The organism is Pseudomonas sp. R38(2017) (assembly GCF_002112395.1).
In the GTDB taxonomy this organism is placed as follows: domain Bacteria; phylum Pseudomonadota; class Gammaproteobacteria; order Pseudomonadales; family Pseudomonadaceae; genus Aquipseudomonas.
In genome coordinates this window covers 268,517-293,926 of sequence record NZ_NEHN01000002.1, presented here as the reverse complement: position 1 = coordinate 293,926, position 25,410 = coordinate 268,517, and the positions used below count along the sequence as shown (strand labels likewise).

Annotated in this window: 16 protein-coding genes; 1 reads left to right on the top strand and 15 read right to left on the bottom strand. The window is 60.8% G+C overall.

Translation table 11 applies throughout. The features are described 5' to 3' along the window. Positions 1-52: 52 nt before the first annotated feature. The 3 genes from CAF87_RS04955 to CAF87_RS04945 are packed head-to-tail and all read right to left on the bottom strand — an operon-like array spanning position 53 to position 5,950. Positions 53-1,972 (bottom strand): PAS domain-containing sensor histidine kinase, encoded by a 1,920-nt coding sequence (locus CAF87_RS04955; RefSeq protein ID WP_085730999.1) that lies wholly within the window; start codon positions 1,970-1,972, stop codon positions 53-55. A gap of 10 nt (positions 1,973-1,982) precedes the next feature. Beyond that, positions 1,983-4,301 (bottom strand): ATP-dependent DNA helicase, encoded by a 2,319-nt coding sequence (locus CAF87_RS04950; RefSeq protein WP_085731000.1) that lies wholly within the window; start codon positions 4,299-4,301, stop codon positions 1,983-1,985. After that, positions 4,298-5,950 (bottom strand): VRR-NUC domain-containing protein, encoded by a 1,653-nt coding sequence (locus CAF87_RS04945; RefSeq protein WP_085731001.1) that lies wholly within the window; start codon positions 5,948-5,950, stop codon positions 4,298-4,300. Before CAF87_RS04945 ends, CAF87_RS04950 begins: the two co-directional genes overlap by 4 nt. A 197-nt stretch (positions 5,951-6,147) precedes the next feature. Between CAF87_RS04945 and CAF87_RS04940 the strand changes: the two genes are divergently transcribed. After that, positions 6,148-6,372: a YgdI/YgdR family lipoprotein gene (locus CAF87_RS04940; protein ID WP_085731002.1), complete on the top strand. Its 225-nt coding sequence runs from the start codon at positions 6,148-6,150 to the stop codon at positions 6,370-6,372. A gap of 46 nt (positions 6,373-6,418) precedes the next feature. On the opposite strand, the gene CAF87_RS04935 is transcribed toward CAF87_RS04940, so the two are convergent. The 12 genes from CAF87_RS04935 to CAF87_RS04880 all read right to left on the bottom strand — a co-directional run bounded on the left by CAF87_RS04935 (position 6,419) and on the right by CAF87_RS04880 (position 25,399). Then, positions 6,419-6,793, bottom strand: coding sequence for a hypothetical protein (locus CAF87_RS04935; RefSeq protein ID WP_085731003.1), 375 nt, complete (start codon positions 6,791-6,793; stop codon positions 6,419-6,421). Positions 6,794-6,956: 163 nt separating this feature from the next. Continuing rightward, positions 6,957-8,810, bottom strand: a complete 1,854-nt coding sequence (locus tag CAF87_RS04930) for a polyurethanase (protein ID WP_085731004.1) — start codon at positions 8,808-8,810, stop codon at positions 6,957-6,959. A gap of 150 nt (positions 8,811-8,960) precedes the next feature. Continuing rightward, the gene (locus CAF87_RS04925) at positions 8,961-10,649 is read right to left on the bottom strand and encodes a polyurethanase (protein ID WP_085731005.1); all 1,689 of its coding nucleotides are present in this window, start codon (positions 10,647-10,649) and stop codon (positions 8,961-8,963) included. Between the two features lie 59 nt (positions 10,650-10,708). After that, complete coding sequence (locus CAF87_RS04920) at positions 10,709-13,795, bottom strand: autotransporter domain-containing protein (RefSeq protein ID WP_085731006.1); 3,087 nt, start codon at positions 13,793-13,795, stop codon at positions 10,709-10,711. 41 nt (positions 13,796-13,836) lie between these two features. Next, entirely contained in the window at positions 13,837-16,788 is a 2,952-nt protein-coding gene (locus tag CAF87_RS04915; protein WP_085731007.1) for an autotransporter serine protease, read from the bottom strand. Between the two features lie 42 nt (positions 16,789-16,830). Beyond that, positions 16,831-18,198 carry a TolC family outer membrane protein gene (locus tag CAF87_RS04910; protein ID WP_085731008.1) on the bottom strand — a complete coding sequence of 456 codons (1,368 nt, stop codon included), beginning with the start codon at positions 18,196-18,198 and terminating at the stop codon, positions 16,831-16,833. 2 nt (positions 18,199-18,200) lie between these two features. Continuing rightward, positions 18,201-19,550 carry an HlyD family type I secretion periplasmic adaptor subunit gene (locus CAF87_RS04905; RefSeq protein ID WP_085731009.1) on the bottom strand — a complete coding sequence of 450 codons (1,350 nt, stop codon included), beginning with the start codon at positions 19,548-19,550 and terminating at the stop codon, positions 18,201-18,203. Continuing rightward, the gene (locus tag CAF87_RS04900; RefSeq protein WP_085731010.1) at positions 19,547-21,325 is read right to left on the bottom strand and encodes a type I secretion system permease/ATPase; all 1,779 of its coding nucleotides are present in this window, start codon (positions 21,323-21,325) and stop codon (positions 19,547-19,549) included. Before CAF87_RS04900 ends, CAF87_RS04905 begins: the two co-directional genes overlap by 4 nt. Before the next feature lie 205 nt (positions 21,326-21,530). Next, entirely contained in the window at positions 21,531-21,959 is a 429-nt protein-coding gene (locus tag CAF87_RS04895) for an AprI/Inh family metalloprotease inhibitor (RefSeq protein ID WP_170929566.1), read from the bottom strand. 92 nt (positions 21,960-22,051) lie between these two features. Further along, positions 22,052-23,509, bottom strand: a complete 1,458-nt coding sequence (locus CAF87_RS04890) for a serralysin family metalloprotease (protein WP_085731011.1) — start codon at positions 23,507-23,509, stop codon at positions 22,052-22,054. A gap of 403 nt (positions 23,510-23,912) precedes the next feature. Next, complete coding sequence (locus CAF87_RS04885; protein WP_085731012.1) at positions 23,913-24,998, bottom strand: polyamine ABC transporter substrate-binding protein; 1,086 nt, start codon at positions 24,996-24,998, stop codon at positions 23,913-23,915. A 56-nt stretch (positions 24,999-25,054) separates the two neighbouring features. After that, the gene (locus CAF87_RS04880) at positions 25,055-25,399 is read right to left on the bottom strand and encodes a cupin domain-containing protein (protein ID WP_085731013.1); all 345 of its coding nucleotides are present in this window, start codon (positions 25,397-25,399) and stop codon (positions 25,055-25,057) included. Between the last annotated feature and the right edge of the window lie 11 nt (positions 25,400-25,410).

Genomic DNA, 25,410 nt, shown 5'->3' with positions numbered 1-25,410 from the left:
CCTAAAGCCTGGCCTCATGGCCGGGCTTTTCATTGGCAGACGCGATCTGCCTTCACTTCATCGCTGACGCAATGATTTCGACAAGACCTTGCTGATTGAACGGCTTCGACAATCTTGGCAATCCGGCTGCAAATCCCTCGATGCGTTCGGCATAGCCGGTGGCCAGGATGATGGGCAAGTCCGGTTTGAGCAGCCGTACGGCGTGCGCCAGTTGGGCACCGCTCATCTGTGGCATGGCCATGTCGGTGATCATCAGGTCGATGACTTCTCCTTGGTCGAACAACTCAAGTGCCTGGGCACCGGATGTCGCACTGATGACCCGGTGTCCCAGATCCTCGAGCAGGAGATAGGTGCTGGTCAGCACCAGGCTGTCATCGTCCACCACCAGTACGCTGAGTCTTGGCACTGACGCCATGGACGGCTTCGGGTCTAAGGGCTTGGTCGCCGTCCCGTCGGTGGCGACCGGCAGCCAGAGCTCGGCGCAAGTCCCCTGCCCCTTCACGCTTTTGAGTATGAAACGGCCACCCAACTGTTCGATGAAACCATGCACCATCGACAACCCCAGCCCGGTGCCCTTGCCCAGGCCTTTGGTGGTGAAGAACGGATCGGTCGCCGAGGCCAGCGTCGCATCATCCATGCCTTCACCGGTATCGGTCACGTTCAGGCAGACATAGCGTCCCGCCGTGAGGCTTGCATGACTTTCCTGCAGAACCACCCGCGGCTCGGCACCGATGACCACGCTACCGCCCTCGGGCATTGCATCGCGGGCGTTGGTGGCCAGGTTGAGGACCGCCAGTTCGAGCTGGTTGGTGTCGGCGAGCACCGCTTCAAGATCGTCGGGAAACTGCGTTTCGATGCGAATCCCCGGCCCCAGTGAGCTGCGCAACAGACCGGTGATGCCTTGCACCAGTTTCGGGATGTCCACCGGTTCGGTCTTGAGCTCCTGGCGCCGGGCGAAGGCCAGCATGCGCTGGGTCAGTGACACGCCACGCAGCGCGCCCTGGGTGGCGTTTTCCAGCAGGCGGCTGACTTTCGGGTCGTCGCCGACACGTTTGCGCACGATCTCCAAGTTACCGAGGATCACTGTCAGCAGATTGTTGAAGTCATGGGCGATACCACCGCTGAGCTGACCGATGGCCTGCATCTTCTGCGCCTGGAACAGTGCCTCGCGGGTTTGCTCCAGTGCCAGCTGCGCCTGGTGGGCTTCGGTCACGTCACGGGTGATCTTGGCAAAGCCGAGCAACGCGCCGGTTTCGCCGCGAATCGCATCGACCACCACATGGGCCAGGAACCGCGTGCCGTCCTTGCGCAAACGCCAGCTCTTGTTCTCGAAGCGCCCTTCGCGCACCGCGGTTTCCAGCGCCCGCTGCGGCTCCCCGATCTCGCGGTCCTCCGGGGTGTAGAACATCGAAAAATGCTTGCCGATGACTTCGTTGGGCGCATAGCCCTTGATCCGTTGCGCACCGGGGTTCCAGTTGGTCACGCGGCCTTCCGGGCTGAGCATGTAGATCGCGTAGTCGGTGACGCCCTGCACCAGCAGGCGGAACTGCTGTTCGCTTTGCTTGAGGGTTTCCTCGGCCATCTTGCGGTCGGTGAGGTCACGGGTGATTTTCGCAAAACCGAGTAGTTGCCCGTCCGGACTGTAAATCGGGTCGATCACCACGTGGCACCAGAAGTGCGTACTGTCCTTGCGTACCCGCCAGCCTTCGCCTTCGAACCGTCCTTCGCGGATCGCCGTGTCCAGTGCCCGTTGCGGCATGCCGACAGCGCGGTCTTCATCGGTGTAGAAGCGCGAAAAATGCTCGCCGAGAATCTCGGCTTCTTCATAGCCCTTGAAACGTTTGGCCCCGGAGTTCCAGCTTGTGATGATGCCAGCCGGATCGATCATGTAGATCGCATAATCGACCACGGCATCGATCAGCAGGCGAAAGCGCATGTCTTCGATCGCAGCGGACTTCTTGTTCTCGCTCATCAGGCTTGGCTCAAAGCAGATTTTCAATAACAGGAGTATGCGTCAAACCGGAATATTGAAAAGCCGCATCTGCGTGATCGAGCTGCCACCAACGCGGCAACAACTGCTGGATGCGGCTCTCGGCGAAGCGATCGTCGATCAGCATGACCACACCACGATCCTGCTGGGTGCGGATCACCCGCCCTGCAGCCTGCACCACTTTCTGCATGCCGGGGAACAGGTAGGTGTAGTCATAACCCGCGCCGAAGATTGCTGCCATGCGCCGTTTCATCTGTTCGTTGACCGGGTTGAGCTGCGCCAGCCCCAGCGTGGCGACGAAGGCGCCGATCAACCGGGCACCGGGCAAATCGATGCCTTCGCCGAATGCACCGCCGAGTACGGCGAACCCGACGCCCCGGCTGTGCGCCGTGAACTGATCGAGAAACGCCTGCCGCTGCCCCTCAGCCATACCCCGTGATTGCTGCCAGATTGGAAGGTGCGGATGCCGTTCAGCGAGCAACTGCGCGACCTGTTGCAAATATTCGAAGCTGCTGAAGAACGCCAGATAGTTGCCCGGGCGCTCGCCGAACTGGCGAGCGATCAGTTCGACAATCGGCTCCAGTGACGCCTGGCGATGGGTGAATCGGGTGGAAATCTGGCTGACGATCCGCACCTGCAACTGTTCGGCGCTGAACGGCGATTCAACGTCGATCCACACCGTGTCGGCCGGAGTTCCGAGCAGATCGGCGTAATAGTGGCGCGGGCTGAGGGTCGCGGAAAACAGCACGCAACTGCGTGCCGCCTTCAGGCGCGGGCCGAGCAACGCAGCAGGCACCACGTTGCGCAGGCACAGTTGCGACAACGGGCGTTTGCGGTCGAGGTCACGCTTGCTGATGTCGAACAGGTAATGCGCGTCGAACAACTCCGCTACGCGACCGAATTGCAGCATCTCGAAGTAGACATTCTGCAAGCCACTGTCGAGTCCTTGCGGGTGGTCGTTGAGGTAATCACCGATGCTCGCGCTGCATAAAGTGATCGCCTGAAGCAGTTTTTCCGGCGCCTTGTCGTAAGCCTGATACGGCGCCAGTTGCGCGTTGTGCAGGGCGTTCCATTCACGGTTGACCCGCTGCAAGGGCTTTTTCAAGGCCTCGGGTGCGGTTTTGCGTACGCCATTGAAGATCCCCTGATCGAGGGTGGCGCTGTACATCTGCCGCCCACGCTCGACCAGGTTGTGCGCCTCGTCCACCAGCACAGCGACTTTCCATTGATTGAGCTGGGCCAGGCCGAACAGCAGCGCGGTGAAGTCGAAGTAATAGTTGTAGTCCGCCACCACCACATCAGCCCAGCGAGCCATTTCCTGGCTCAGGTAATACGGGCACACCGAGTGTTGCGCGGCAACATCACGCAGCACCGACTGATCCATCAATTGCAATCGGCTGGCCGCTTTACGTGCCGCCGGCAGCCGATCGTAAAAGCCCCGGGCCAACGGGCAGGACTCGCCATGACAAGCCTTGTCGGGATGCTCGCAAGCCTTGTCCCGGGCGACCATTTCCAGCACTCGCAATGGCAGGGTTTCGCTGCGATCGAACAGCACTTGCGCCGCGTCCAGTGCCAGTTTGCGTCCCGGAGTTTTCGCGGTAAGGAAATACACCTTGTCCAGTTGCTGCGGCGCCAACGCCTTGAGCATCGGGAACAGAGTGCCGAGAGTCTTGCCGATGCCGGTGGGCGCCTGAGCCATGAGGCAGCGGCCTGTGCTGACGGCTTTGAATACCGACTCTGCAAGATGACGCTGGCCGGGGCGAAAATCAGTGTGGGGAAAGCTCAGTTGCTGCGCGGCCTGGTTGCGGGCTTCACGGTGGGCCATTTCCTGTTCGGCCCACGCCAGGAACAAGCCGCACTGTTGTTCGAAGAACTCGCGCAAGGTTTCGGCGGAGAAGACTTCGACCAGACAGGTTTCCTTTTCGCTGACGATGTCGAAGTACACCAGCGCCAGATTGATCTGTTCAAGCTGCAATCGGCAGCACATCAGCCAGCCGTAGATTTTCGCCTGCGCCCAGTGCAGCGCACGGTGATTGGCCGGTTGTTTGCTCAGGTCACCGCGATAGGTTTTGACTTCCTCCAGGCAGTTCTGCGTCGGATCGTAGCCATCCGCACGGCCCTTGACCTTCAAGGTGTGGAACTCGCCCTCCAGCGACACCTCGCTTTGATAGGCGTCATTGCGTCGCGAGGCGACGGTACGGTGACCGGCGATGCCCTCCAGCGCGGTGGGCGACGGGGTGAAGCGCAAGTCGAGGTCGCCGCTCTTGGCGGTGAACTCGCACAACGCTCGCACCGCGATGCTGTAGCTCAAGCGCCCTGCTCCGCCCATTGCACGTAACACACGGCTACAGGCATCTGGTGCGTGTGGCAGAACTCCAGCCAGCGCAACTGGTTATCCTGCAAGCGGTCGCCGGGGCCTTTGACTTCGATCATCCGATAGGTTTTATGTTGCGGCCAGAACTGGATCAGGTCCGGCATGCCGGCGCGGTTGGCCTTGATGTCCAGCAACAGGCGATTGAACCAGTGCTTGAGATGTTCGGGCGGCAGACAGATCAGCGCTTGCTCCAGCAGATCTTCATCAAGCGCGCCCCAGAACACGAAGGGCGACTGAATGCCCCACTTGGTGACAAATCGGCTGCGGATGGTGTCGGCATAGCGACCGTCGTCCAGTTCGGCCAGGCAAGCCTCGAACAGCTCGGCCCGCCGTCCCTGGAAATCCTCTTGGAGCAGGTCCGCCGGCCCGCGCTGGAACGGGTTGAAAAACGCCCCCGGCAGCGGCGCAAAAACCGCCGGCCAGCACAGCAAGCCAAACAGTGAGTTGATCAGGCTGTTCTCGACGTAATGCACCGGGCCTGCGTCTTCATGCAGATGCGCCTGCACGTGATACTCCACCGACAACGCCGGATCGAGCCGTGGCAGGTGCAAGTCCAGGCGTTCCACCGGTCTTGGCGCAACGCGCTTGAGCGGCGGCCCGCCAAGCTTGCGTCGCAGGCGTGGCAGCGCCCGCTGCAGGCCCTGCTGTTCGGCGGCGCTTTCCGGTGCCTGTTCGGCCAAAACCGCCAATTCCAGCGCCAGGGCATATTCGCCGCAGCGCTCCAGCACCCGGATCATCCGCAACCGCGCGCCGGGATAGGCGCAGCCGCGATAAAGGTTCAGGGCCAGGGCAAATTCCGCGATGCGTTCGCAGTGCTGGCCGATCTGGAACAACAGCTTGCCCAGCCGACGTTGCAACCAAGGGTTGTCGAAATGCAGTGCGCTCAACTGCTCGGCAATTGGCTCCAGTGCCTCACCGGCCTCAAAACGCTGCTGACAATCGTGCAGGAACAGGCAGGCATCGACGTCGGCACGGCTGCGCAGGCCCCGGGAATCGGCACTGAACTCGACTTTTTCATAGGTGAAGATCCCAAGGTCAGCGAGGACGAACTCCGACCAGTCCTGATAAAGGTTGCCGAAGAACATCAGGCGAAACCGGTCGCACAGGTCCATCAGCGTCAGGCTGAACAATCGGTCTGCAATCGCCGGGCACCAGTCGCTCCAGCGCCGAGATTCAGGAAACTGTTGATGCAGGACCGGCAGCCAATCGACTTTCCGACCCTTGGGTTCTTCGATGGCCGGGCCGAACGCCTGCAGGACTTCGGCCTTCAGCAACAGGTCGAACAGCTCCGGCATCGATAGCAGCGCCTGCTCATCCAGCCAGCCGTGATCGAGCAACGGCTGCGCGGCCAGAGCGATGTCACCAATTTCCGCATAACTGAGCTTGCCCTCACGAAAATGCACGCCCTTGCGCATCACCATCCGCACCAGCAACCCCTGGGACCCGCGAGGCAGTACCTTGAAGTCGCGAATGAAGGCGTGCTCCGTCTCGCTCATCACGTCGGCATAACGAAGCTCAAGCCAGTCAAGCACTTGCCGAAAGTTGTTGAGGTAATAGAACGGATCGTCGAGGGGGCTGGAAGTCACAGTGATAAGGGGCCATGGCGAACGAGTACTGGTTATGCGTACAGATACCAGCTCTGCCCTGCCCTGCGCAAACGGAAAAAGATCAGTGGCGTCCGCGATCGAGGTTTTTTCACCAGACCATCGAACTTTTGCGGGCTATTTGGCACCAACCGCGTTAGAAGACCGACATCAGTCGATTTGCATGAGGAATGCAGGATATGAGTTTCAAGACATTGTGTATGCCGTTGGCGGCCGTCGCGTTGTTGGCGCTGGCCGGCTGCTCCACTCCGACGGTGGTGACGTTGCAGAACGGTACGCAGTACTTGACCAAGGACATGCCAAAGACCAAGTCCGAAGATGGTTTTTATGAGTTCAGGGACATCTCCGGCGCGAAGATCAGAGTGAAGTCCGACGAAGTGGCCACGGTGCGCAAGGAAGATTGACCCCGATAGCGGAGCTGCCGATAAGGCAGCTCCATGAACACAGCGGTTATTGCGGCAGGGTCATACCCGGAATGCTGTTGTCGCAACTGAAGTAATGTTCGCCCCGACGAGCCAGTTCCGCTTGCAATCGCTGGCAGCGTTCCCGTTCTTGCTGGGCCATGCGGTCGATGCTGAGGTTGCCGGTGGTTTCCGGCTGTTTGCCGTCGCCCAGACGTATTGTCACGAACGGCTGTTCCGGCTGGATCTGAAAGCGGCTTTTCTCTTCGACCGGCTCGCTGTTCTCGCTGGGTGCCGGTTTCGGCAAATCATCGGAGCTGACACCGTAGCGGCTCAAAATCGAGCTGTGAGGCAAATCGGCCCAAGCGTTGGCCGAAAGCAGCGCCAACCCGACGATACCGATATACCCCTTGAAACCTTTCACGTTTGAATCTCCTGTACTCAATGGCGGCTTGCCCATACATGACGAGTGCGCATGCGATGGCTTTAGTCCGCGTTTCCTGTTGGCGCAGGGGTTTGAGTCAGGTAGTGGCCAATGAGTCACTTTTGATGTGGAGAGGGAAAGAATTCCCCCTCCACCGTCACCCTCAGGCGATCACGATCCCATCGGCGCTGAGACTGCTCAGCGAAACCCCGACCAGCGTCACCGAATCAGCGCCAAACTTGAGCACCGTATCCTGCCCCACCGACGTGGCATGGGCGCGGAAGTCATCGCCGGGCAACACGCCCTGCACGCCGAGGAACACCAGTTTGTCGTTGCCGTTGAAGCCCACCACCCGGTCCTGGCCGAACGCACCGCTGAACAGGAACGTATCCGCCCCGCCGCCCGACTCCATCAGGTCATTGCCGGTGCCGCCGACGAACACGTCGTTACCGGCACCGCCGATCAGGTGATCGTTGCCGTCCAGGCCAAACAACCAGTCGCCACCGACATGCGCCTTGAGGGTGTCAGCGCCGCTGGTGCCCTTCACGCTCGACTCGTACTGGGTGACGTTGTTGCCGACCTTCAGGCCATCGGCTGTGACGCTGTGGGTCACGTCGTCCTTGAACAGGCCCCAGAGGAAGCCCGGTTCCTTGGTAACGATGCTGCCGATGTCGCGGGTGATGCTGATCCCGCCGTTGGCATCGCGGATGTACAGGTTGCCGGCGCCGTCGTTGGCAAAGTCGAACTTGTTCACCGACTGCTGCAATTCGAGGGTGTTGTTGCCTGAGCCGCCGAGGATGATGTTGTAGCCGCCGCTGTCGCGGAAGGTGTCGTTGCCGGCACGGCCCTCCAGATAATCGTTGCCGCTGCCGCCCTGGATCAGGTCGTTGCCGTCGCTGCCGATAATGAAGGTGCTGCCCTTGTGGGGCTCGGCGTTGCGGTTGAGGTCCTGCACCCAGGTGTTGGCCCGCGCCGGGTCCGACAGGTTGGCCACGATGATCGTCGAGTCACGGCTGGTGAGATCGTAGAACTTCGACTCGATGACCCGGTTCATGCCGTCGCCGTAAGCGGTCGGCAGGTGCGAGATCCAGGTCGGGATGTTGACGATCGAATACGGCAGCACGTTCCACGCGTTCGAGGCGTAGTGGTCGTTGAAGCTGACGATATTGTCGGTCGCCGACACTTTCGACGCGTCGTGCACGCCGAGTGAGGCACCGGTGAAGGTCGAGCCGTCGAGGGCGCGGAATACCGGGTCGTTCTCGTAGCCGACATTGAGCACTTTGTCGGTGCTGCTCTGGGTCGGCGAGGCGTAGGCGATGTAGTTCGAGTCCTGGAAGAACCCACCCCACTTGCTGCTGCTCAGGTCCGCCATGCTGTTGACCGCCAACCCGCCGAGGCTGTGACCGCTGACCAGCACGTCCTTGCCGGTGAGGCCGTTGGCCTTGGCGAACGCCACCACGTTGTTCATCAGGTTGCCGAAGGCTTCGCCGGCGTAGTTCTTGGCGTAATCCTTGGGCCCGAATGCGGCGAGCAGGTCATTGATGGCGTCGGCGATGGAGTCACCAATGAGGATTTCCCGTGGGCCGCTGGTGCCGCGAAAGGCGATGCCGATTTCCGTGAGATGCCCCTGGGCGTCGTACTTGCCGAGGATTTCCACTTGCGCGCTGGTGTAGCCGGGCTTTTCGCCGAAGAAGGTTCCGCGCACGTCGGTCTTGCCGTCATAACCCAGTTGCGAGGCGGTGATAGGCGTCCAGCCGGCCTTCTTCACAGCATCGAGGGCGAGTTTTTCCGAATCGGGGTTCCACGGGATTCCGGGAATAACCCCTTGGGAATCGGTGCCGCCGATCAGCGCACTGATCAGTGTGGCCGGCAGGCCGAGGCCGAAGCCGTTGTGCTGATAGCCGACCGCGAAACCGTTGTCGAGGTTGTGATAGGAGTACAGCGTGATGGCCATGGCATCAGTGAACAATGCCTTGGAATCCGCTGAGCTGAAGTTCTTGTAGTCATACACACCCATTGCTGTTGCCTCTCTCTTTGTTGGAATTATTCAGAGATAGCTCACAACCAGAATGCCCCTCCCGGGGCGCTCCGGAGCATTTCGATACAACACTTCTGTCTTGCAGCCCCGATGGACACCGCCGCAATGCGCAGCGGTGTCCGCAAGGGATCAAGCGAACACGAAACTCGAGTCCGACAGGTTAGCCACCCCCACGCCGATCAGGGTCACGGCATAGTCGCCAATCTTCAGCACGGTATCGGCGCCGGACTGCGAAGCATGTTGCTTGTAGTCGTAGCCCTGCCCTGCGCCCTGCACGCCCATGAACACCAGTTTGTCGCTGCCCTGGTAGCCATGGATCGAGTCGAAGCCGAACGCGCCGCTGAACAGGAAGGTGTTGTTGCCACCCACCGCATTCATCACGTCGTTGCCGGCGCCGCCGACGAAGGTCACGTGGGCCTTGTCGCTGAACAGATGATCGTCGCCGCCCAGGCCGAACAGCCAGTCGCCGTCAGCGGTGGCTTTCAGCGTGTCGCCGAGCGCGCCGCCGTTGAGCGAATGGTTGTACTGGGTCAGCTCCGCACCGTTGGCCAGGCCCTTGCCGGTGACGGTCCAGGTGATTTCCTTGCTGCTCCACATCGAACCGGACTCTTTGCTCACGATTGCGCCGATGTCGCGAGTCATGCTGATGCCGCCGTAGGCATCGCGCACGTACAGCGTGCCGTCGCCGTCGTTGGCGAAGCTGAAGTTCTGCAACGGTTTCTGCAGGTCGAAGGTGTTGTGGCCCTGGCCGCCGAGCAGGATGTTGAAGCCCCCGTCATCGCGGAACAGGTCGTCGCCGGCACGACCTTCGAGGAAGTCGTTGCCCGCCCCGCCCTTGAGCCAGTCGTTGCTGTCGGTGCCGATGATGAAGGTGCTGCCGGTATGCGGCTCGCCGCTGCGGCCCAGATCTTCGACCCAGGTCTTGCCCCGGGACGAGGCTTCCAGATTGGACACGATGATGGTCGAGTCCTGGCTGGTGAGGTTGTAGAACTTCGAATCGATCACCCGGTTCAGGCCATCGGCATAGCCCAGCGAACTGTGAGCCGACCAGTTCAGCGGGTTGACGATGCTGAACGGCACCAGGTTCTGCGCGGTGGACGCGTAGTTGTCGTTGAAGTTGACGATGTTGTCGGTGGTCGAGTCGTGCGGCTTGTCGTGTTTGCCCATCGACGCCGTGCTGAACGTGGTGCCGTCGAGCACCCGGAATACCGGGTCGTTCTCGAAGCCAATGTTCAACACGTTGGCGCCAGTGTTGCTCTGGGTCGGCGAGGCGAACGAAATGTAGTTGGCGTTCTTGAAAAAACCGCCCCAGTCGCTGGCACTCAGTTCCGCTACGCTGTTGACCCCAAGCCCGCCCAGGCTGTGGCCGCTGATCAGCACGTCCTTGGCAGCGATGCCATGGGCCGTGGCAAACGCGGCGACGGATTTGAGCAGGTTGTCGAAGGCGTTCTTCGCATAGTTCTTGGCGTAATCCACCGGCCCGATGGCGGCCAGCAAATTGTTTTTCATGTCGCCGAAGGTGTCGCTGTAACTCAGCCCGCCGGTGCCGCGAAAGGCCACGCCGATACCGATCAGCTTGCCCGCCGCGTCGTATTTGCCGAGCACTTCCGCCTCGGCGCTGGTGAAGCCGTCCTTCTCGCCGAAGAACGTGCCTTTCGCGTCGGTCTTTCCTTGATAACCCAGTGCCGTTGCGCCCAGTGGCGCCCAACCGGTGCCGGGCAAAGGCTGCCCGGTCGGCGTGTAGGAATACAGCGTCAGCGCGATGGCATCGCTGTACAACGCCTTTCCGTCGGCTTTTTTGTAGTCAAACAATCCCATGTTGTGCTCTCTCTTCCTTTCAAAAACGGCAGTTCTTTTTGCCGAACTGCCGCTACACCTTAGAACTGCCAGTCCAGCGTCAGGCCCACACCGTGGTCCTTCTCGTTCGAACCGATCAGTCCGTTGTAGTCCAGGTTCACCCGGACATCGCGATTCAACGCCAGCCCGGCGCGTACGCCGACCACCGCTGCATCTCGATCCATCGACACACTTTGCACCGTAAACGCGCTGTTGCCATTGGCGAAGGCCAGATGATTTTCAGCATCCACGCTGCTCAGGTTGTGCTGCCAGCCCAGTGTCGCGCCCAGTTCCAACTGATGTTTGTCCAACAGGGCAAACGTGCGCTTGGCGCGAACGCCAAGGGTCGACAGTACGGCGTCGCGGTTATCTTCACCGCCCTTCAGTGCGGCGGCATCACCCTTCTCGGTGAAGCTATCGCTGTTCAGGTGCACGTAGGCCAGGTTGGCGAACGGTTCCAGGTTCATCGGTTTCAGCCCTAGATCGTATGCAGCTTCCGTGAACAGTTGTGCAGTGGTCGCATCGCGTTTGGTTTTCTGCTTGCCGCTGACACCGGCAAATTGCAGGTCACGTTTGACGTCGATGCGATGCCAGCTGTAAGCCGCGCCGGCGGTCAGGCGCAGAGCATCGATCTGATGCCCCAGATACGCACCCAGGTGATAACTGTCGACCGAGGCCGACGAATGTGTACCTTTGCCCATGTTCAAAGAGCTGTCGCTATAACCGGTAACGAAACCCAGACGGGTATCTTCAGCAATCAAGCCGTCGACACCCGCCAGCAAGCCGCCAATGGAGCTGTTGGAGTCGGCATTTTTATAACCACCATCGCTCTTGCCCCAGGCGCCCAGCACTTTCAGCCAGGCATTACTGCGGTCATCGGTCGGCGCCCCGGCATCGAACAGATCCCGTTCGCGCAGGCGTTCGCCCACGGCATCGCGCAGGTAATGGCTGTCGTTGATCAGCATCGTGCCGATGGCCGGGTGAATCTCGCCGGACAGTTGCTGGAAGGCGTCTTGTGCAACCGCGGCGGTCGGCGACAGCAGCAGGGTTTCGAACAGCGCGTTGCCAGCCCCCAGACGTTCCACGGCTGCGCCGACCTCACGCTGGTTCGGGGTCAGGCCGACACTGGCGAACGAAGCGCCATTACGCCCGACGTCCAGTTGCACGCCATTTGCCGAGTAATCGAGTGTGCCACCAAGGAACGCATAACTTGGCAGAACCTGACCGAAACGGCCCTGAACGCCACCCGCCGCTTGCAGGATGTTGAACTGGCTGCCGAGCAGGGATTTCACCTCGCCGGTGGTCAGCAAGGTCGGGCTGTTTTCCAGGGACAGCGCAACGGTCGCGCCCTCGATGGTTGCAGTGCCACCGGCCACGACGCGGTCGCTGCTGGTAGGCGAGACTTCCACGGCGTAGGTCGAACCCGGCTCGAAGGTCACATCCCCCGCCACGTTCAAGGTGCCGATGGAGTTGCCCGGCGCAACGATACCGCCGCTTTTCGCGTTCAGCGCAGCGATGCTACCGTTACCGCCGAGAATGCCACCGTTATTGACCGTGACCGCCGATTGCAGCGACCCATTGATCGCCAGACGTCCCTGATTGACCAGGGTCGGGCCTGTGTAGGTGTTGGCGCCGGTCAGCACCAGGGTGCCGATGCCTTGCTTGGTCAGACCGCCGTGACCGGAAATGTCGTTGCGCCAGGTGTCGAGCCCGCAGGTGATGTCGGTGCACACACGCTCGGTGGGTTTGCCGGCATCAATGATCGCGCCGATGCCGGGCAGATCCGCCACGAACTGGCTGGAGCCGTAGGCGCCTTCGATGCGGAATTCGGCCGGGATGTCCTGCTCGGTGACGAACATCGCCGGACCGTCGATGCCCTTGCGCAGGTTGATCATGCCCCAGCCATACAGGGCGTCGATGCCCGGAGCGCCGAGGTCGGTGGCGGTGGTACGCAACACGCTGGCGACCTGAGCGCCGGTCATGTACGGGAAACGCTCCATCAGCACCGCCACGGCGCCGGCCGCGTGCGGAGCGGCCATCGAGGTGCCGTTGTAGTTGGCGTAGCCGGTGGTCAGGTTGTCGGCGTTGGTGCCGCCGATGATCGAACTGTAGATCTGCGTACCCGGCGCCGAAACGCAGAAGCTCGCGGTATAACCGCAACGCGAGGAAAAGGTACTCATGATGTACGGGTTGGCGCTGGCCTGATCCGGGTTTCTTTGCAGAGCCGAGACGGTCATCCAGTTCGGCGCGATTTCCGGCACGAAGTAGCCGAGGCCGGCGATGGCGTCCGGGTTGTTCAGGTTGTAGTCGTTACCGGCGGCAAAAATGGTCACGATCCCGCTGCGCGCGGCAGCGATTGCACCGTCATAGGCGCCGCCGGGTTTGGTGCCGAGCAGCGTGCGGATCTCGTTGAACTGCAATTGCGCGTCGTTGACGGTGAAGTGCGGGTACGCCGGGTCGCGACCGCCGAGGTCGAAACGGTCAGTGATGCCTATGCCCCAGCTGTTGTTGATGATTCGTGCGCCACTGGCGATCAGGGCATCCCAACCGGCCTTGTACACTGCGCCGTCGTTGCCACGGACGATGCCGTCTTCCGGGCCCGGGTCGCCGTTGTCGGCACTGATGATCTGCGCGCCGAATGCCACGCCGTGCATAACGCCACCGTCACGGCTGCCGGCCGCGATGCCGCCGACGTGGGTGCCGTGGGCACCGAGTTTACCGTTGGAGCCTACCGAGGGCGAACCGTCATAGAGGAACGCGTCCCCGGCTTTGACCGGGATGTACGGGTCGGTGTATTCGCGGATACCGCTGGTGACCAGGGTCACGACCTTGTTCGGCCCGGAAAACTCCGGGTGCGCCGCGTATACCGGCTGGTCGAAGATCCCCAGTTTCACGCCTTTACCGGTATAGCCGGCAGCGTAGGCGTAATCCGCGCCGATCGCGCCCAGGCCCCAGTCCGCCTTGAACTCGGCACTTCGCCAACTGGCCGGGTCCCCTGCCCGGCCATTTTCCACGTAGGGAGCAGCGTGTGCGCTGCCCCAGGTGGCCATGGCGCAGAGCAAGGCGCAGTTGAGGGTTTTCAGGCGAAAGCATCCACCCGATTGCGCGGGGGTGTTGTTGTTTTTCATCCAGCGACCTTCCTTAGTGATGTTGCACAAAATCCGTTTGTTCAGAACTGCCAGTTCAGGCTCAGGCCCACGCCGTGACTCTTCTCGCGACTGGCCAGTTGTCCGTTGTAATCAAGGTTCACCCGCACGTCGCGGCTCAGGGCCAGGCTGGCCTGTACCCCCACCAGCGCGGCGTCGCGTACCAGCGGCGAACTTTCGACGCTGTACGGCGCGCTGCCGCTGGCGAAACGCAAATGCTGTTCCGATTCAATGTCGGTGAGGCTGTGCTGCCAGCCGAGACGACCGCTGACATCAAGCTTTTGCGAGCCCGACAGGTTGATCGTCTTGATCGCCCGGACGCCGAGAGTACCGAGCACCGCGTCACGCTGATCGTCATTGCTTTTCAGCGCGGCAGCATCGCCCTTCTCGGTGAATCCGTCGCTGTCCAGATGCACGTAGGCCAGATTGGCGAACGGCTCCAGAGCCAACGGTTGCACGTTCAGTCGGTAGGCCGCCTCGCCGAATACCTGAGTGGTGGCGGCATCGACCTTGGCTTTCTGTTTGGCGCTGACGTCGCCGTATTGCAGGTCCCGCTTCACGTCGGCGCGATGCCAGCTGTAGGCGGCGCCGGTGCTCAAACGCCAGGCGCCGATGTCGTGCCCGGCATAGGCACCGAGGTGGTAGCTGTCGACCTTGGCCGAAGAATGCGTGCCGGAACCCATGCTCAATGAGCTGTCACTGTAACCGGTGACCAGTCCGATGCGGGTCTGCTCGTCCAGCGCGCCGTCGACACCGGCAAGCAGACCGCCGATCGATGTGCTGTAACCGGCGGTGTCGTGTTGCGAATCGGTGGTGCCCCAGGCGCCGAGGGCCTTGATCCAGCCGTTGCTTTTCGCGGTGTTCGCGTCGTGCAGGCGTTCGCCGATGGCGTCGCGCAACTGACGGCTGTCGTTGATAAGCACCGAACCGTGGGCCGGGTAGACTTCCCCGCTCAACTGCTGGAAAGCTTGCCGTGCATCGCTGGCGGTCGACGACAGCAACAGGCTTTCGTACACCGAGTTACCAGCCCCCATGCCTTCGACGGCACTGGCCACGGCCCGCTGGTTCGGCGTCTGGCCGACGCTGGCAAAAGACCTCGCGTTGCGTTCGACATTCAGCGCGATGCCGTTGCCGCTGTACGCGAGGCTTCCGCCAATAAACAGGTAATCAGGCACCACGGCACCGAACTGGCCCTGAATGCCGCCCGCCGCTTGCAGAATGTCGTACTGATGGCCGAGCAGGCTTTTCGCTTCAGCGGTGCTCAGCAGGGTCGGGCTGTTTTCCAGCGACAGGCTGACGGTGGCGCCGCTGATGGAAGCCGTGCCGCCGGCGACGATGCGGTCGCTGGCGGTCGGTGACAGCTCCACCGCGTAGGTCGAGCCCGGTGCGAAGGTCACGTCACCGGCCACATTCAAAGTACCGATGGAGTTGCCCGGTGCCACACGACCGCCGCTGCTGGCAGTCAATGCACCGATCCGCCCGGAACCGCCGAGGGTGCCGCTGTCATTGACCGTGACCGCAGACGTCAGCGATCCGTTGACGCTCAGCAGGCCGCCGTTGACCGTGGTCGGGCCGCGATAGGTGCTGTCGCCGGTCAGGATCAAATGCCCGGCGCCGGACTTGATCAGGCTGCCCTGATACACCCGGCCCGCAGCCGCCGCATCACGGGCCGTGCCGACGGCGTAATCCGTCTGCTCCTGTTGGCTGGCGCCGACCGGAACGCCGTTCTGCCAGCCTTTGTCTTGCAGGGTTTGCTGCCAGGCGCTGTGCTCGGCGAGGTCTTCGCTCTGGCGCTGAATCAGTGCCTTGTCGGAGATGTCGTTGCTCCACACATCGCGTTGCCCGGTGGAAAGATTCGCGTCGAACGCGCCGAGCAATTGACCCGGCCCGCCCATCGCCCGCTTCAGGTTGGCCACGCCCCAGCCGACCCGCTCGTTAGGTGCATCGGTCACGGAACCGTCGAGCTGAGTAGCGGTGGTCAGCAGCACCTCCAGCGCCTGCTGGTTGTTCATGTACGGATAACGCTCCATCACCAGCGCCAGGGCGCCGGTAGCATGGGGCGCGGCCATCGAGGTGCCGGACTTGATCCCGTAGCCACCGTCGGGAATGGTGCTGTCGATCTTCGCGCCCGGTGTGGTGATGCACCAGTATTTAGCGATGCCGCACTGGTTGTACTTCTGCTGATTGCTTTGATCCAGCCCCGACACGGCCAGCCAATGGCCCTCCAGTTCCGGCTGAAAGTACGGCAGTGCCGAGCGCACGCTGGCGTTGGGGTAACCGCTGTTGCCGGCGCTGAACACGTTGATCACGCCGCGGCGCGAAACATCGGCGGCGGCATCGAGCCAGGTACCTTTGTTCCAGTGCTGGGCGTAAGCCGCGTGCAGGTCCGCCAGGGTTCGATAACTGACATCCGGCGGCTGGCTGCCCCAGCTGTTGTTGATGGCCCGCACGCCAGCAGCGGCCAGTGCGTCGTACGCCGCTTTGAAGTAGCGAGGGTCGGGATTGGGGCCGAACAGGAAGCTGTCGTTCTTGTTGGTGTTGCCGACGTAGATCTGCGCATTGAACGCCACGCCGTGCATGCCGGTGCCATCGCGAGAGGCGCCCATGGTGCCAACCACGTGGGTGCCGTGCGAGTCGTTGTTCGGGTTGAGCGTGCCATTGACCGTGAACAGCGAGCCATCGACATAGCTGCCGCTGGCCAATACCGGGTGATAACGGTCGCTGGCGAACTCGGGGTGGGCCGCGTCGAAACCGGAGTCCAGCGCGCCGATCTTCACGCCCTTGCCGGTGATACCAGCGGCGTAGGCCTGATCGGCCTGCATCCGGTCCAGTCCCCAGTCCCGCAGGAACTCGGCGGAACGCCAACTGGCAGCGTCGCCGGGTTTGCCTGACTCCTGGTATTGCGCCTGGGCCGGGTTTAAAAAAATAACAAGCAACAGGATGCCGACCGAAGCCGGCTTGAAGCGTACGTCCATGTTCACCACTCGTTTTTGTTGTTTTGTTTAGAAACTACGGTGCTATTGCGTCCGTGGGCCTTGCCCGAATGCTTCGTCCACCCGAGCCAGATCCTGCTCACTCAAAGTGCCCGCGTAGTAATGCAACTTGGTCCAGGCCATGAGGTAGTCATAGCGTGCCTGGGCCAGATCGCGGCGGGTGGTAAATAGTTGTTGTTCGGCGTTCAACGCATCCAGATTGGTCCGTTCACCGCCGAGAATGCTTTGTTTGGTCGAGACCACCAGCGCTTCGGCCGAGGTTAGGGCTTTCTGGTAGGCGCGCAGTTTGTTGACCCCGGACAGGCACGCACTGAACTGGCGCCGCAGCTCGATCAGAGTCTCGCGGGTCTTGCCGTCCAATTCGTACTCGGCCTGTTCCATGCTGCGGCTGGCTTGACGCGTTGATGCTGAAACTCCGCCACCGGCGTACAACGGCACGCTGACCTCAAAACCGATGGTGTTGGTCTCGTAGCGCTGGTTGTAAGTGTTGCCACTTTCCGACTCGTTCTGGCGCATCGCGGCGTAGGCATTCACTTTCGGAAAATGCCCTGCGCGGTTGCGTTCGACTTCGTAACGGGCCACTTCCACTGCCTGGCGTTGTGATGCCAGATTCGGGTTATTGCTGATCGCCAGTTCGTGCCAGGTGTCGTAGTTGGCCGGCATCAAAGCGAAGGTCTGGAAGTTTTGATCCAGGGGCGCCAGATCAGTGATGTTCACCGCCGGCACGCCGACCAGTGCACCCAGTTCACGCAAGGCAGCATCCTGTTCGTTGCGGGCCTCGATTTCTTCGGCGGTCGCCAGTTCATAGCGCGACTCGGCCTCGAGAATGTCGGTGCGCGTGCCTTCGCCCTGCTTGAACATGTGTTCGTTCTGCTGGAACTGCTGCTCGTAGGCTTTCTTTTTGGCCTGGGCGATGTCGATCTGATCCTGGGCGAACAAGGCCTTGGTGTAATTGTCCAGGACCCGCACCAGCAGCTCCTGACTCTTGCCGCGGAAGTTCTCGTCGGCAAACAGCGACTGCGCCACGCCTTTGCGATAGGCCGCGTAGGCTTCATAGTCGAGCAACGGTTGCTGCAGGGTCAGGGTCGAGCCGTAACTGTTGTAGTTGCGTTCGTCGGTTCGATTGCGCGCCCGCTCGTCCAGCGAGGTGGCCTTCGAGGTGTTATGGCCCTTGTTGTAGTTGTAACCCAGTTTCGGCAACAACCCGGCGCGGCCAATGGCGCGGTTTTCAAGGCCTGCATCGCGCTCCTTGATCGCGCCAAGAAACACCGGGTCGTTACGTAATGCCTGTTCGTAGATTTCGAACGGCCCCATGGCCGCCACCGCACTGTTGCCCGCGAGCAGCGCGAACGCTGCCGCCAGCATGGAAAGCTTATTCATACAGCCGAACATCCTTATTCTTCAGTCAACGCGGAGCCGGCTCGGTCGAGCAGCGGTTTGAACAGGTAGTTGAGGAGAGAACGTTCGCCAGTGCGCACGAACATTTCCGCCGGCATGCCGGGCTTGATCACCAGACCGTTGAGCTTCTCCATGGCCTGATCGCTGACACTGCTACGCAACACGTAATACGGCACGCCGGTTTTCTCGTCGACCATCTGGTCGGCGGAAATAAGGCTGACTTCGCCGGGAACTCGTGGGGTCTTGCTCTGGTTGAATGCGGTGAAGAGGATGTCCACCGGCAAGTGCGTGCCGACCTTGTCGATCAGGTTGATCGGCAAGTGCCCTTCCACTTCCAGGCGAGTGCCTTGCGGAACGATTTCCAGCAGGGTTTCACCCTGGCGCACCACGGCGCCCTCGGTGTGCACACCGAGGTTGACGGCGACGCCGTCCGACGTTGCAACGATCTCGCTGTGTTGCAGGTCGAAACCGGCGGAGGTCAGTTGCTCGGACAGGGTTACGCTTTTCAGTTGCGCGTCGGCCAGTTGGGTGCGGACTTCTTTCTGGTATTCCTCGCCGTGCTGTTGCAGTTTCAGGCGCGATTCGAGAATGCCCTGTTCCACCCGGCCGCTTTCGCCGGTGTTCTCGGCCAGTTGCTGCTGCACTTGCGACAGCTGACGCTGGTATTCCATCAAGCGGTTGCGCGGAATGTAGCCGTTGTCCGCCAGCGGTTGCAGATTGCTCAACTGCTGTTGCAGGGAATCGGCCTGGGCGTTGAGATCGGTACGGGCGCGGCGCATGCCGGCCAGCTGCGCAGTGGCGCCTTCGATGCTGGCACGCAGCGCAGCCTGCTCGCGGGAGAACGCTTCACGACGGCTGCTGAACAGTTGCCGCTGGCCTTCCAGCACCAGCGCCAGACGCGGGTCCGCGTTGTCGCTCAGCTCTGGTGGAAACGTCACCTGCTTGAGGTTGTCGCGCTCGGCCTGCCAGCGCGCCACGCTGGCCCACGCCATGCGGTACTGGGCCTGCAGCGATTGCACGTCGGCAGCGACCTGCGTCTGGTCGAGGCGGAACAAAGGCTGTCCTTGCTTCACGATTTCGCCTTCGCGCACCAGAATCCGGCTGACCACTCCGCTGCTCATCGACTGCACGGCTTTGCGTTTACCGGAAACCACCACGGTGCCCTGCACCGGAATCCCTTGATCCAGCGGTGCCAGCGCGGCCCAGGCAAAGAAACTGCCGGCGCCGGCCAGCGCCAGAATCCAGCCCATGCGGGCGAAGAATTTCGCGTCGCGCTCCGGCCGCTCGGTGATGTAGGCGTGTTCCATGGTTGCTTCGTTTTGCGTGTTCATGCTCGCGCTGCTCATACACCCGAATTCCTTGTCGTGGGCTGGTACTGCCGGCTCATGCTGAGCCCGCCCGGTGCCTGCGCGGTTTTTTCAGTTTGCTGTTGTTGCTGATTGCCCGACAGCGCCTTGAGCACATCATGGCTCGGGCCGAATGCTTGCAGACGACCATCATTGAGTACCAGCAACTTATCGGCCTGGGCCAGTACCGAAGAACGGTGGGTCACCAGGACCACGGTGGTGCCTTGGGCCTTGAGCTGCACGATGGCACTGGACAACGCGGCTTCGCCGACGGTGTCGAGGTTGGAATTCGGCTCATCCAGCACCACCAGGCTCGGGTTGCCGTACAGCGCACGGGCCAGTGCCACTCGCTGTTTTTGGCCGCCGGACAGACCGCTGCCGTCCTCGCCCAGTTGCGTGTCGTAGCCTTGCGGCATGCGCAGGATCATTTCGTGTACGCCGGCCTGCTGCGCGGCGGCCACCACTTTTTGCGGATCTGCGTCGCTGAATCGCGCGATGTTCTCGGCGATCGTACCGCTGAACAATTCGATGTCCTGCGGCAGGTAGCCGATGTAAGGGCCGAGTTCGTCGCGGTTCCAGCGATGAATGTCGGCGCCGTCCAGACGTACCGTGCCGCCGAGGGTTGGCCACACCCCGACCAGCACCCGTGCCAGGGTCGATTTACCGGAGCCGGAAGCGCCGAGCACGCCCAATACTTCACCGGCCGCCAGATTGAAATTGACCATGTGCAGGGTCGCGGCACGTTGCCCGGGAGGGCCCGCGCTGACTTGTTCGAAGGTAATCTGGCCTTTCGGTGCCGGCAGCGCCATGGTGTCGTCGCTCGGCGGGTAAGCCTGTAACAAGGCATCGAGGCGGCGGTAAGCCAGTTTCGCCCCGCTCCACTGTTTCCATACGGCAATCAATTGGTCGATCGGGCTGAGCACGCGGCCCATCAGGATCGAACCGGCGATCATCATCCCGGCGGTCATGTCGCCCTTGATCACCAGCAAGGCACCCAGGCCCAGTACCAGCGATTGCAGGCACAGGCGCAAGGTCTTGCTCAACGAACTGATCACCGCGCCGGTGTCGCTGGCCTGGTTTTGCAGGCCGAGGAAACGCGAATGCACCTGGAACCAGCGCTTGCGCAGCGAGCCGAGCATGCCCATCGCCTGAATGGTTTCGGCGTTGTGCAGGTGACTGGTGGCCAACTGGCTGGACTTCTGCGAGAAACCGGCGGCTTCGCCCAGCGGTTTCTTGGTCATGTATTCGTTGAGACACGCCAGGGCGATCAACAGCAGCGCGCCGGCCGTGGCGAGGACACCGAGCCAGACGTTGAACAGGTAAATCACAAACAGATAGACCGGGAACCACGGCGCATCGAAGAACGCGAACAGCGCAGGCCCGGTGACGAACTGGCGAATGTGGGTCAGGTCGCCCAGAGACTGGCCGGCGTTGCCCTCGCCCTTGAACAGATTGCGCTCGAACGCGGCTTGATAGACCCGCAGGTTGAAACGCCGCTCCAGCTGGCTGCCGATACGGATCACGATGAAGCTGCGCACCACCTCCAGCAGGCCGATGAACGCGAAGAACCCCACGACCATCAACGACAGCATCGCCAGCGTGGTTTCGTTTTGCGAAGACAGCACCCGGTCATAGACCTGAAGCATATAAATTGAGGGCACCAGCATCAGCACGTTAATCAGTGCGGTAAAGCATCCGACGCTGATCAGAATGCTTTTATAGTCACCCAACGCCTTGAATAAGGGAGCGGTGGCCGGGGCCTTCGCCATCTTCATTGATTATTCCTGAAATGATATTCCCCGCCGTGCTTGGCGAGACTTCAATTAATTGCCCCGCACAGAGGACGGGACATACACCGTCAGTATTGGCTTACACTTCAATAACAACTTTCGCGATTTAAACCAGCGTCAGCGTTATTGCAGACTCGCTTATAACTGTAACGGGGCGCCTTATATTTAAACTGTGAGTCGGGTCAGGTGATCAGGGCTGTCTGGCAGCTCGCTCGAGTGTAATCACCAGGCCCGACTTCAAAGTGCTCAGATAAAGCCCATCACGTTGTCGGCTGAAGAACTGGATTCTTGAGCCTTCCTTGCCGGTGATCGAAAGACCGTCCGGATCGGGGAACCAGCCGATGGCGCTGTCCTGCAGCCACGCGCTCAGACATTCGGCGCCTTTGCCCAGCGTCTGGTTGGCTTCAAGGTCAATCAGGCAGGTGTTCGACGGTTTGTCTTGCAAAGCCTGGGCATCGGGAGCGTCGTTGCGGTCGCTCAGGGTCGCTTGCCATTGCCCGGCAAATACCGATGGGTCTTCGAGTCTGAGGCTGCTTGCCATGGTTGTTTCTCCAGAAATCATCATCAGCACCGGCAACAGATACGCTGCCGCTTTGCGGGTAAAAGCGAATTGGATCATAGGAAATTTCACTCCGGCGTGTAGCCTTGCTTACCGGCCAAAGCGATGCAAGTAAAGAAAGCGGCGCGTGATGCGCCGCTTTCTTGTTTACATCACGCTACGATGTCGCTGATCGCCGCCTGACCAACGGTGCTGACCTGGAAGTCCGCCACACCGTGCCCGGAGAAGTCCACCGAGAGCAGGCTGTTGCCGCCCGAGGAAGTCAGGACTGCATCGCCCGCCGCACCGGTGAAGGCGCTAACGAAGTGCAGGCCTGCACCTTTGGTGATACCGGTCAGGTCGATTTTGTCGAGACCGCTGACAAAGTCGAGGATCTGATCGATCGCACCCGGCTTGGAGTCGGAACTGGCTGCGAACACGAAAGTGTCCGAACCCGAGCCACCCCACAGCTTGTCGGCGCCACCGCCACCCCAGATGATGTCGTTGCCGGCACCGCCCTTGAGTTCGTTGGCGGCACTGTTACCGATGATCAGGTCGTTGCCCGAGCCACCGATGGCGTTCTCGATGGTGACGCCCTTGGCGATGGACACGTTGCCCACCAGGCCGCCAACGTCAGAGAACGAGGCTTCATTGAGGTTGATCTTCTGGTTCTGGGTGAAACCCGAGAAGTCGAAGGTGTCCTTGCCGCCCGCATCCCATACCGAGAACACCAGCTTGTCCGTCGACGAGGACGCGCTGAGGAAATCGCGACCGGCATTGGAGTTGAAGCCGTAGGTGGTGTCACCGGTACGGGTGGTGAGGTTGGCGCCGTAGAGCTTCTGGATCGCGGCAATGTCGTCCATCAGCGGGCCGGAGGCATAGGCTTCCACACCGCCCTTGCTGAAGTTCTGGCTGGTGTTGCTTTCACTCCAGTAACTCATGAGGCTGTAGCCGCGGGTATCTTGCCCGTAGGACGCGTCATTGTAGGTCGGATTGCCAGTCCCGGCGTTGTAGTCGCCAGGGTGAGACAGGCCTAGGGTGTGGCCAATTTCGTGGGTCAGGGTCTGACGCCCGTAGTTGTTCACACCTGGGGTTTTGTTGACATCGTATCCACTGCCGGTCAGGTACCAGGACTGACCGTCATAGCCTGGCTCGGTGCCTGGCAGGAACGCGAATGCCGCTGCGCCTTCCTGGCCGCCGCTGTAGTTACCGAAGGTCATGTGGCCGTCGCCACCTTTGGCCGCTTCGGTAAATGTCACATTGGCGACGTCGGCCCAGGATTGCATGGCGAGCACGGCCTGGGCTTTTTGCAGGGAACTGAACTGACTGAAACCGGTGACACCCAGGCCGCTGAAGTTAGCGGTTTTGGAGGTCAGAAAGGTGTAGGTCAGTTCGATCTTGCCGCTGCCGTCGAGGTCGTGCCAGGAGGCACCGTCGCGCAGCAGTTGAGTCGCGGCTTGATCCACCGAGAAGGAGGGTTTGCCATTGACCGTGAGGTTGCCGCCACGATCGTACTGATGGCTGAAGCTATTGATCTGATTGAACGCCGAGCTTGGCGCAGCCAGAGGTGCCGCGTTCAGCTGGAAAGCCTGTTCGGCGGTATCAATAGCGTTAGCTTTTACTTTCGACATAAACACACTTCCTTGTTTAGCAATGGAACAGTTTTTGTCCGATAGCGACAACCTCTGGCGAGATTGTCCTATCACTCGCCCAATGAAGGCGTAAGAAACCTGACACAATTTGAAATCTGTCGTCTAGCGATTTTTCGAGATCAAATTGAACTGTTCCGAGAAAGTCCCGTAAACAAAGCGCGTGCCGCTAAAAGAATGTTGTAAGCGTGGTGAGTTTGCCTAATTGTCTGACGATTTCTTATTTAAATATTAAATATCGGTAAGTTACTTTTTGTTAGCCGCGTCTCACTTCTCTGCACTTTATTAGTGCGGTGCCAGCGAAGTGACATCAAACAAACAAACACAAGTTACAGGCGTCATATACCGCTGTCGGAGCGGGGAAAAAACCGCTCCGACAGATTTTTCAGCTGCCGGTGCGGATCTTGTTCCAGACGCGAGTGCGGATCCGGTCGATGTTCAGCGGCATGGCTTCCAGCGCAAACAATTTGCCCATCATTTCCGGGCTCGGATAAACCTTGGTGTCGTTCTTGATCGCCGGGTCGATCAGGCTGTCGGCCTGTTCGTTGCCGTTGGCGTAGTGCACGTAGTTGCTGATCCCGGCCATCACGTCGGGCTGCAGCAGGTAGTTCATGAAGGCGTACCCGGCCTTGGCGTCCGGCGCATCGGCGGGTATGGCAACCATATCGAACCAGATCGCGGCGCCCTCCTTGGGAATCGCATAACCGATATCGACGCCGTTCTTGGCTTCTTTGGCGCGGCTTTCCGCTTGCAGGATGTCGCCGGAGAAACCGACCGCCACGCAGATATCGCCATTGGCCAGGTCGCTGGTGTACTTCGAGGAATGGAAGTAGCTGACGTACGGCCGCACTTTCAACAGCAGGGCTTCGGCCTTTTTATAGTCTTCGGGATTCTTGCTGTGATGCGGCAAACCCAGATAGTTGAGTGCCGCCGGCAGCAATTCCGGGCCGTTGTCGAGGATCGCCACGCCACACTTCTGCAGTTTTTCCATGTTTTCGGGCTTGAAGATCAGGTCCCAGGAATCCACCGGCGCGTTATCGCCCAGTACGGCCTTGACCTTGGCGATGTTGTAGCCGATGCCGGTGCTGCCCCACAGATACGGGAAGCCATGTTCGTTGCCCGGATCGTTGGTCTGCAAGGCCTTGAGCAATACCGGGTTGAGGTTCTTCCAGTTCGGCAACTGGCTCTTGTCCAGTTTCATCAGCGCCCCGCCCTGAATCTGCCGCGCCATGAAATGGTTGGATGGAAACACCACGTCGTAACCGGATTTGCCGGTCATCAACTTGCCGTCGAGGGTTTCGTTGCTGTCGTAGACGTCGTAGGTGATGCCGAGACCGGTGGCCTTTTCGAAGTTTTTCGCGGTGTCCGGCGCGATGTAGTCGGACCAGTTGTAGACCTTGACCGTTTCCGCTGCCTGAGCAAGGGACGCGGCGAGCATCAAGGGGGCGAGAGCGAGGGTCTTTCGGATCATGGATCGATTCCTGTATTGGCTATTGTTGTTGGCAGGCAATCAAAAGGATCAAAGCGTCAGAAAATCAGGACGTAGGTCTTGCGCACGGTCTCCTGGATGTCCCAGATACCGAGTGTGTTGGCCGGCAACATCAGTGCGTCGCCACCTTGTATGTGCAGGATTTCGCCGCCACCGTCCGGGGTGAACGTGCAGCGTCCGGAAATGAAGTGGCAGAACTCCTGGGCGGTGATCTGCCGCCGCCAGCGACCCGGGGTGCACTCCCAGACGCCGGTTTCGACGCCGTCGTCGCGTTCCACGCTGGTGGTCGAGGCAATCGCCACCGGTGTGCCGAGCGGCACGGCCACCGGGTTGGACTCATCCAGTTGCAACGTGGCGGTGTTCTTGAATTGGGTGATGCTCATGGCGTTACCTG

Coding starts and splice junctions, on each gene's coding strand:
- CAF87_RS04955 (WP_085730999.1), bottom strand. CDS start 1,972: ATGAGCGAGAACAAGAAGTCCGCTGCGATCGAAGACATGCGCTTTCGC.
- CAF87_RS04940 (WP_085731002.1), top strand. CDS start 6,148: ATGAGTTTCAAGACATTGTGTATGCCGTTGGCGGCCGTCGCGTTGTTG.
- CAF87_RS04930 (WP_085731004.1), bottom strand. CDS start 8,810: ATGGGTGTGTATGACTACAAGAACTTCAGCTCAGCGGATTCCAAGGCA.
- CAF87_RS04925 (WP_085731005.1), bottom strand. CDS start 10,649: ATGGGATTGTTTGACTACAAAAAAGCCGACGGAAAGGCGTTGTACAGC.
- CAF87_RS04920 (WP_085731006.1), bottom strand. CDS start 13,795: ATGAAAAACAACAACACCCCCGCGCAATCGGGTGGATGCTTTCGCCTG.
- CAF87_RS04915 (WP_085731007.1), bottom strand. CDS start 16,788: ATGGACGTACGCTTCAAGCCGGCTTCGGTCGGCATCCTGTTGCTTGTT.
- CAF87_RS04910 (WP_085731008.1), bottom strand. CDS start 18,198: ATGTTCGGCTGTATGAATAAGCTTTCCATGCTGGCGGCAGCGTTCGCG.
- CAF87_RS04905 (WP_085731009.1), bottom strand. CDS start 19,550: ATGAGCAGCGCGAGCATGAACACGCAAAACGAAGCAACCATGGAACAC.
- CAF87_RS04900 (WP_085731010.1), bottom strand. CDS start 21,325: ATGAAGATGGCGAAGGCCCCGGCCACCGCTCCCTTATTCAAGGCGTTG.
- CAF87_RS04895 (WP_170929566.1), bottom strand. CDS start 21,959: ATGATCCAATTCGCTTTTACCCGCAAAGCGGCAGCGTATCTGTTGCCG.
- CAF87_RS04890 (WP_085731011.1), bottom strand. CDS start 23,509: ATGTCGAAAGTAAAAGCTAACGCTATTGATACCGCCGAACAGGCTTTC.
- CAF87_RS04885 (WP_085731012.1), bottom strand. CDS start 24,998: ATGATCCGAAAGACCCTCGCTCTCGCCCCCTTGATGCTCGCCGCGTCC.
- CAF87_RS04880 (WP_085731013.1), bottom strand. CDS start 25,399: ATGAGCATCACCCAATTCAAGAACACCGCCACGTTGCAACTGGATGAG.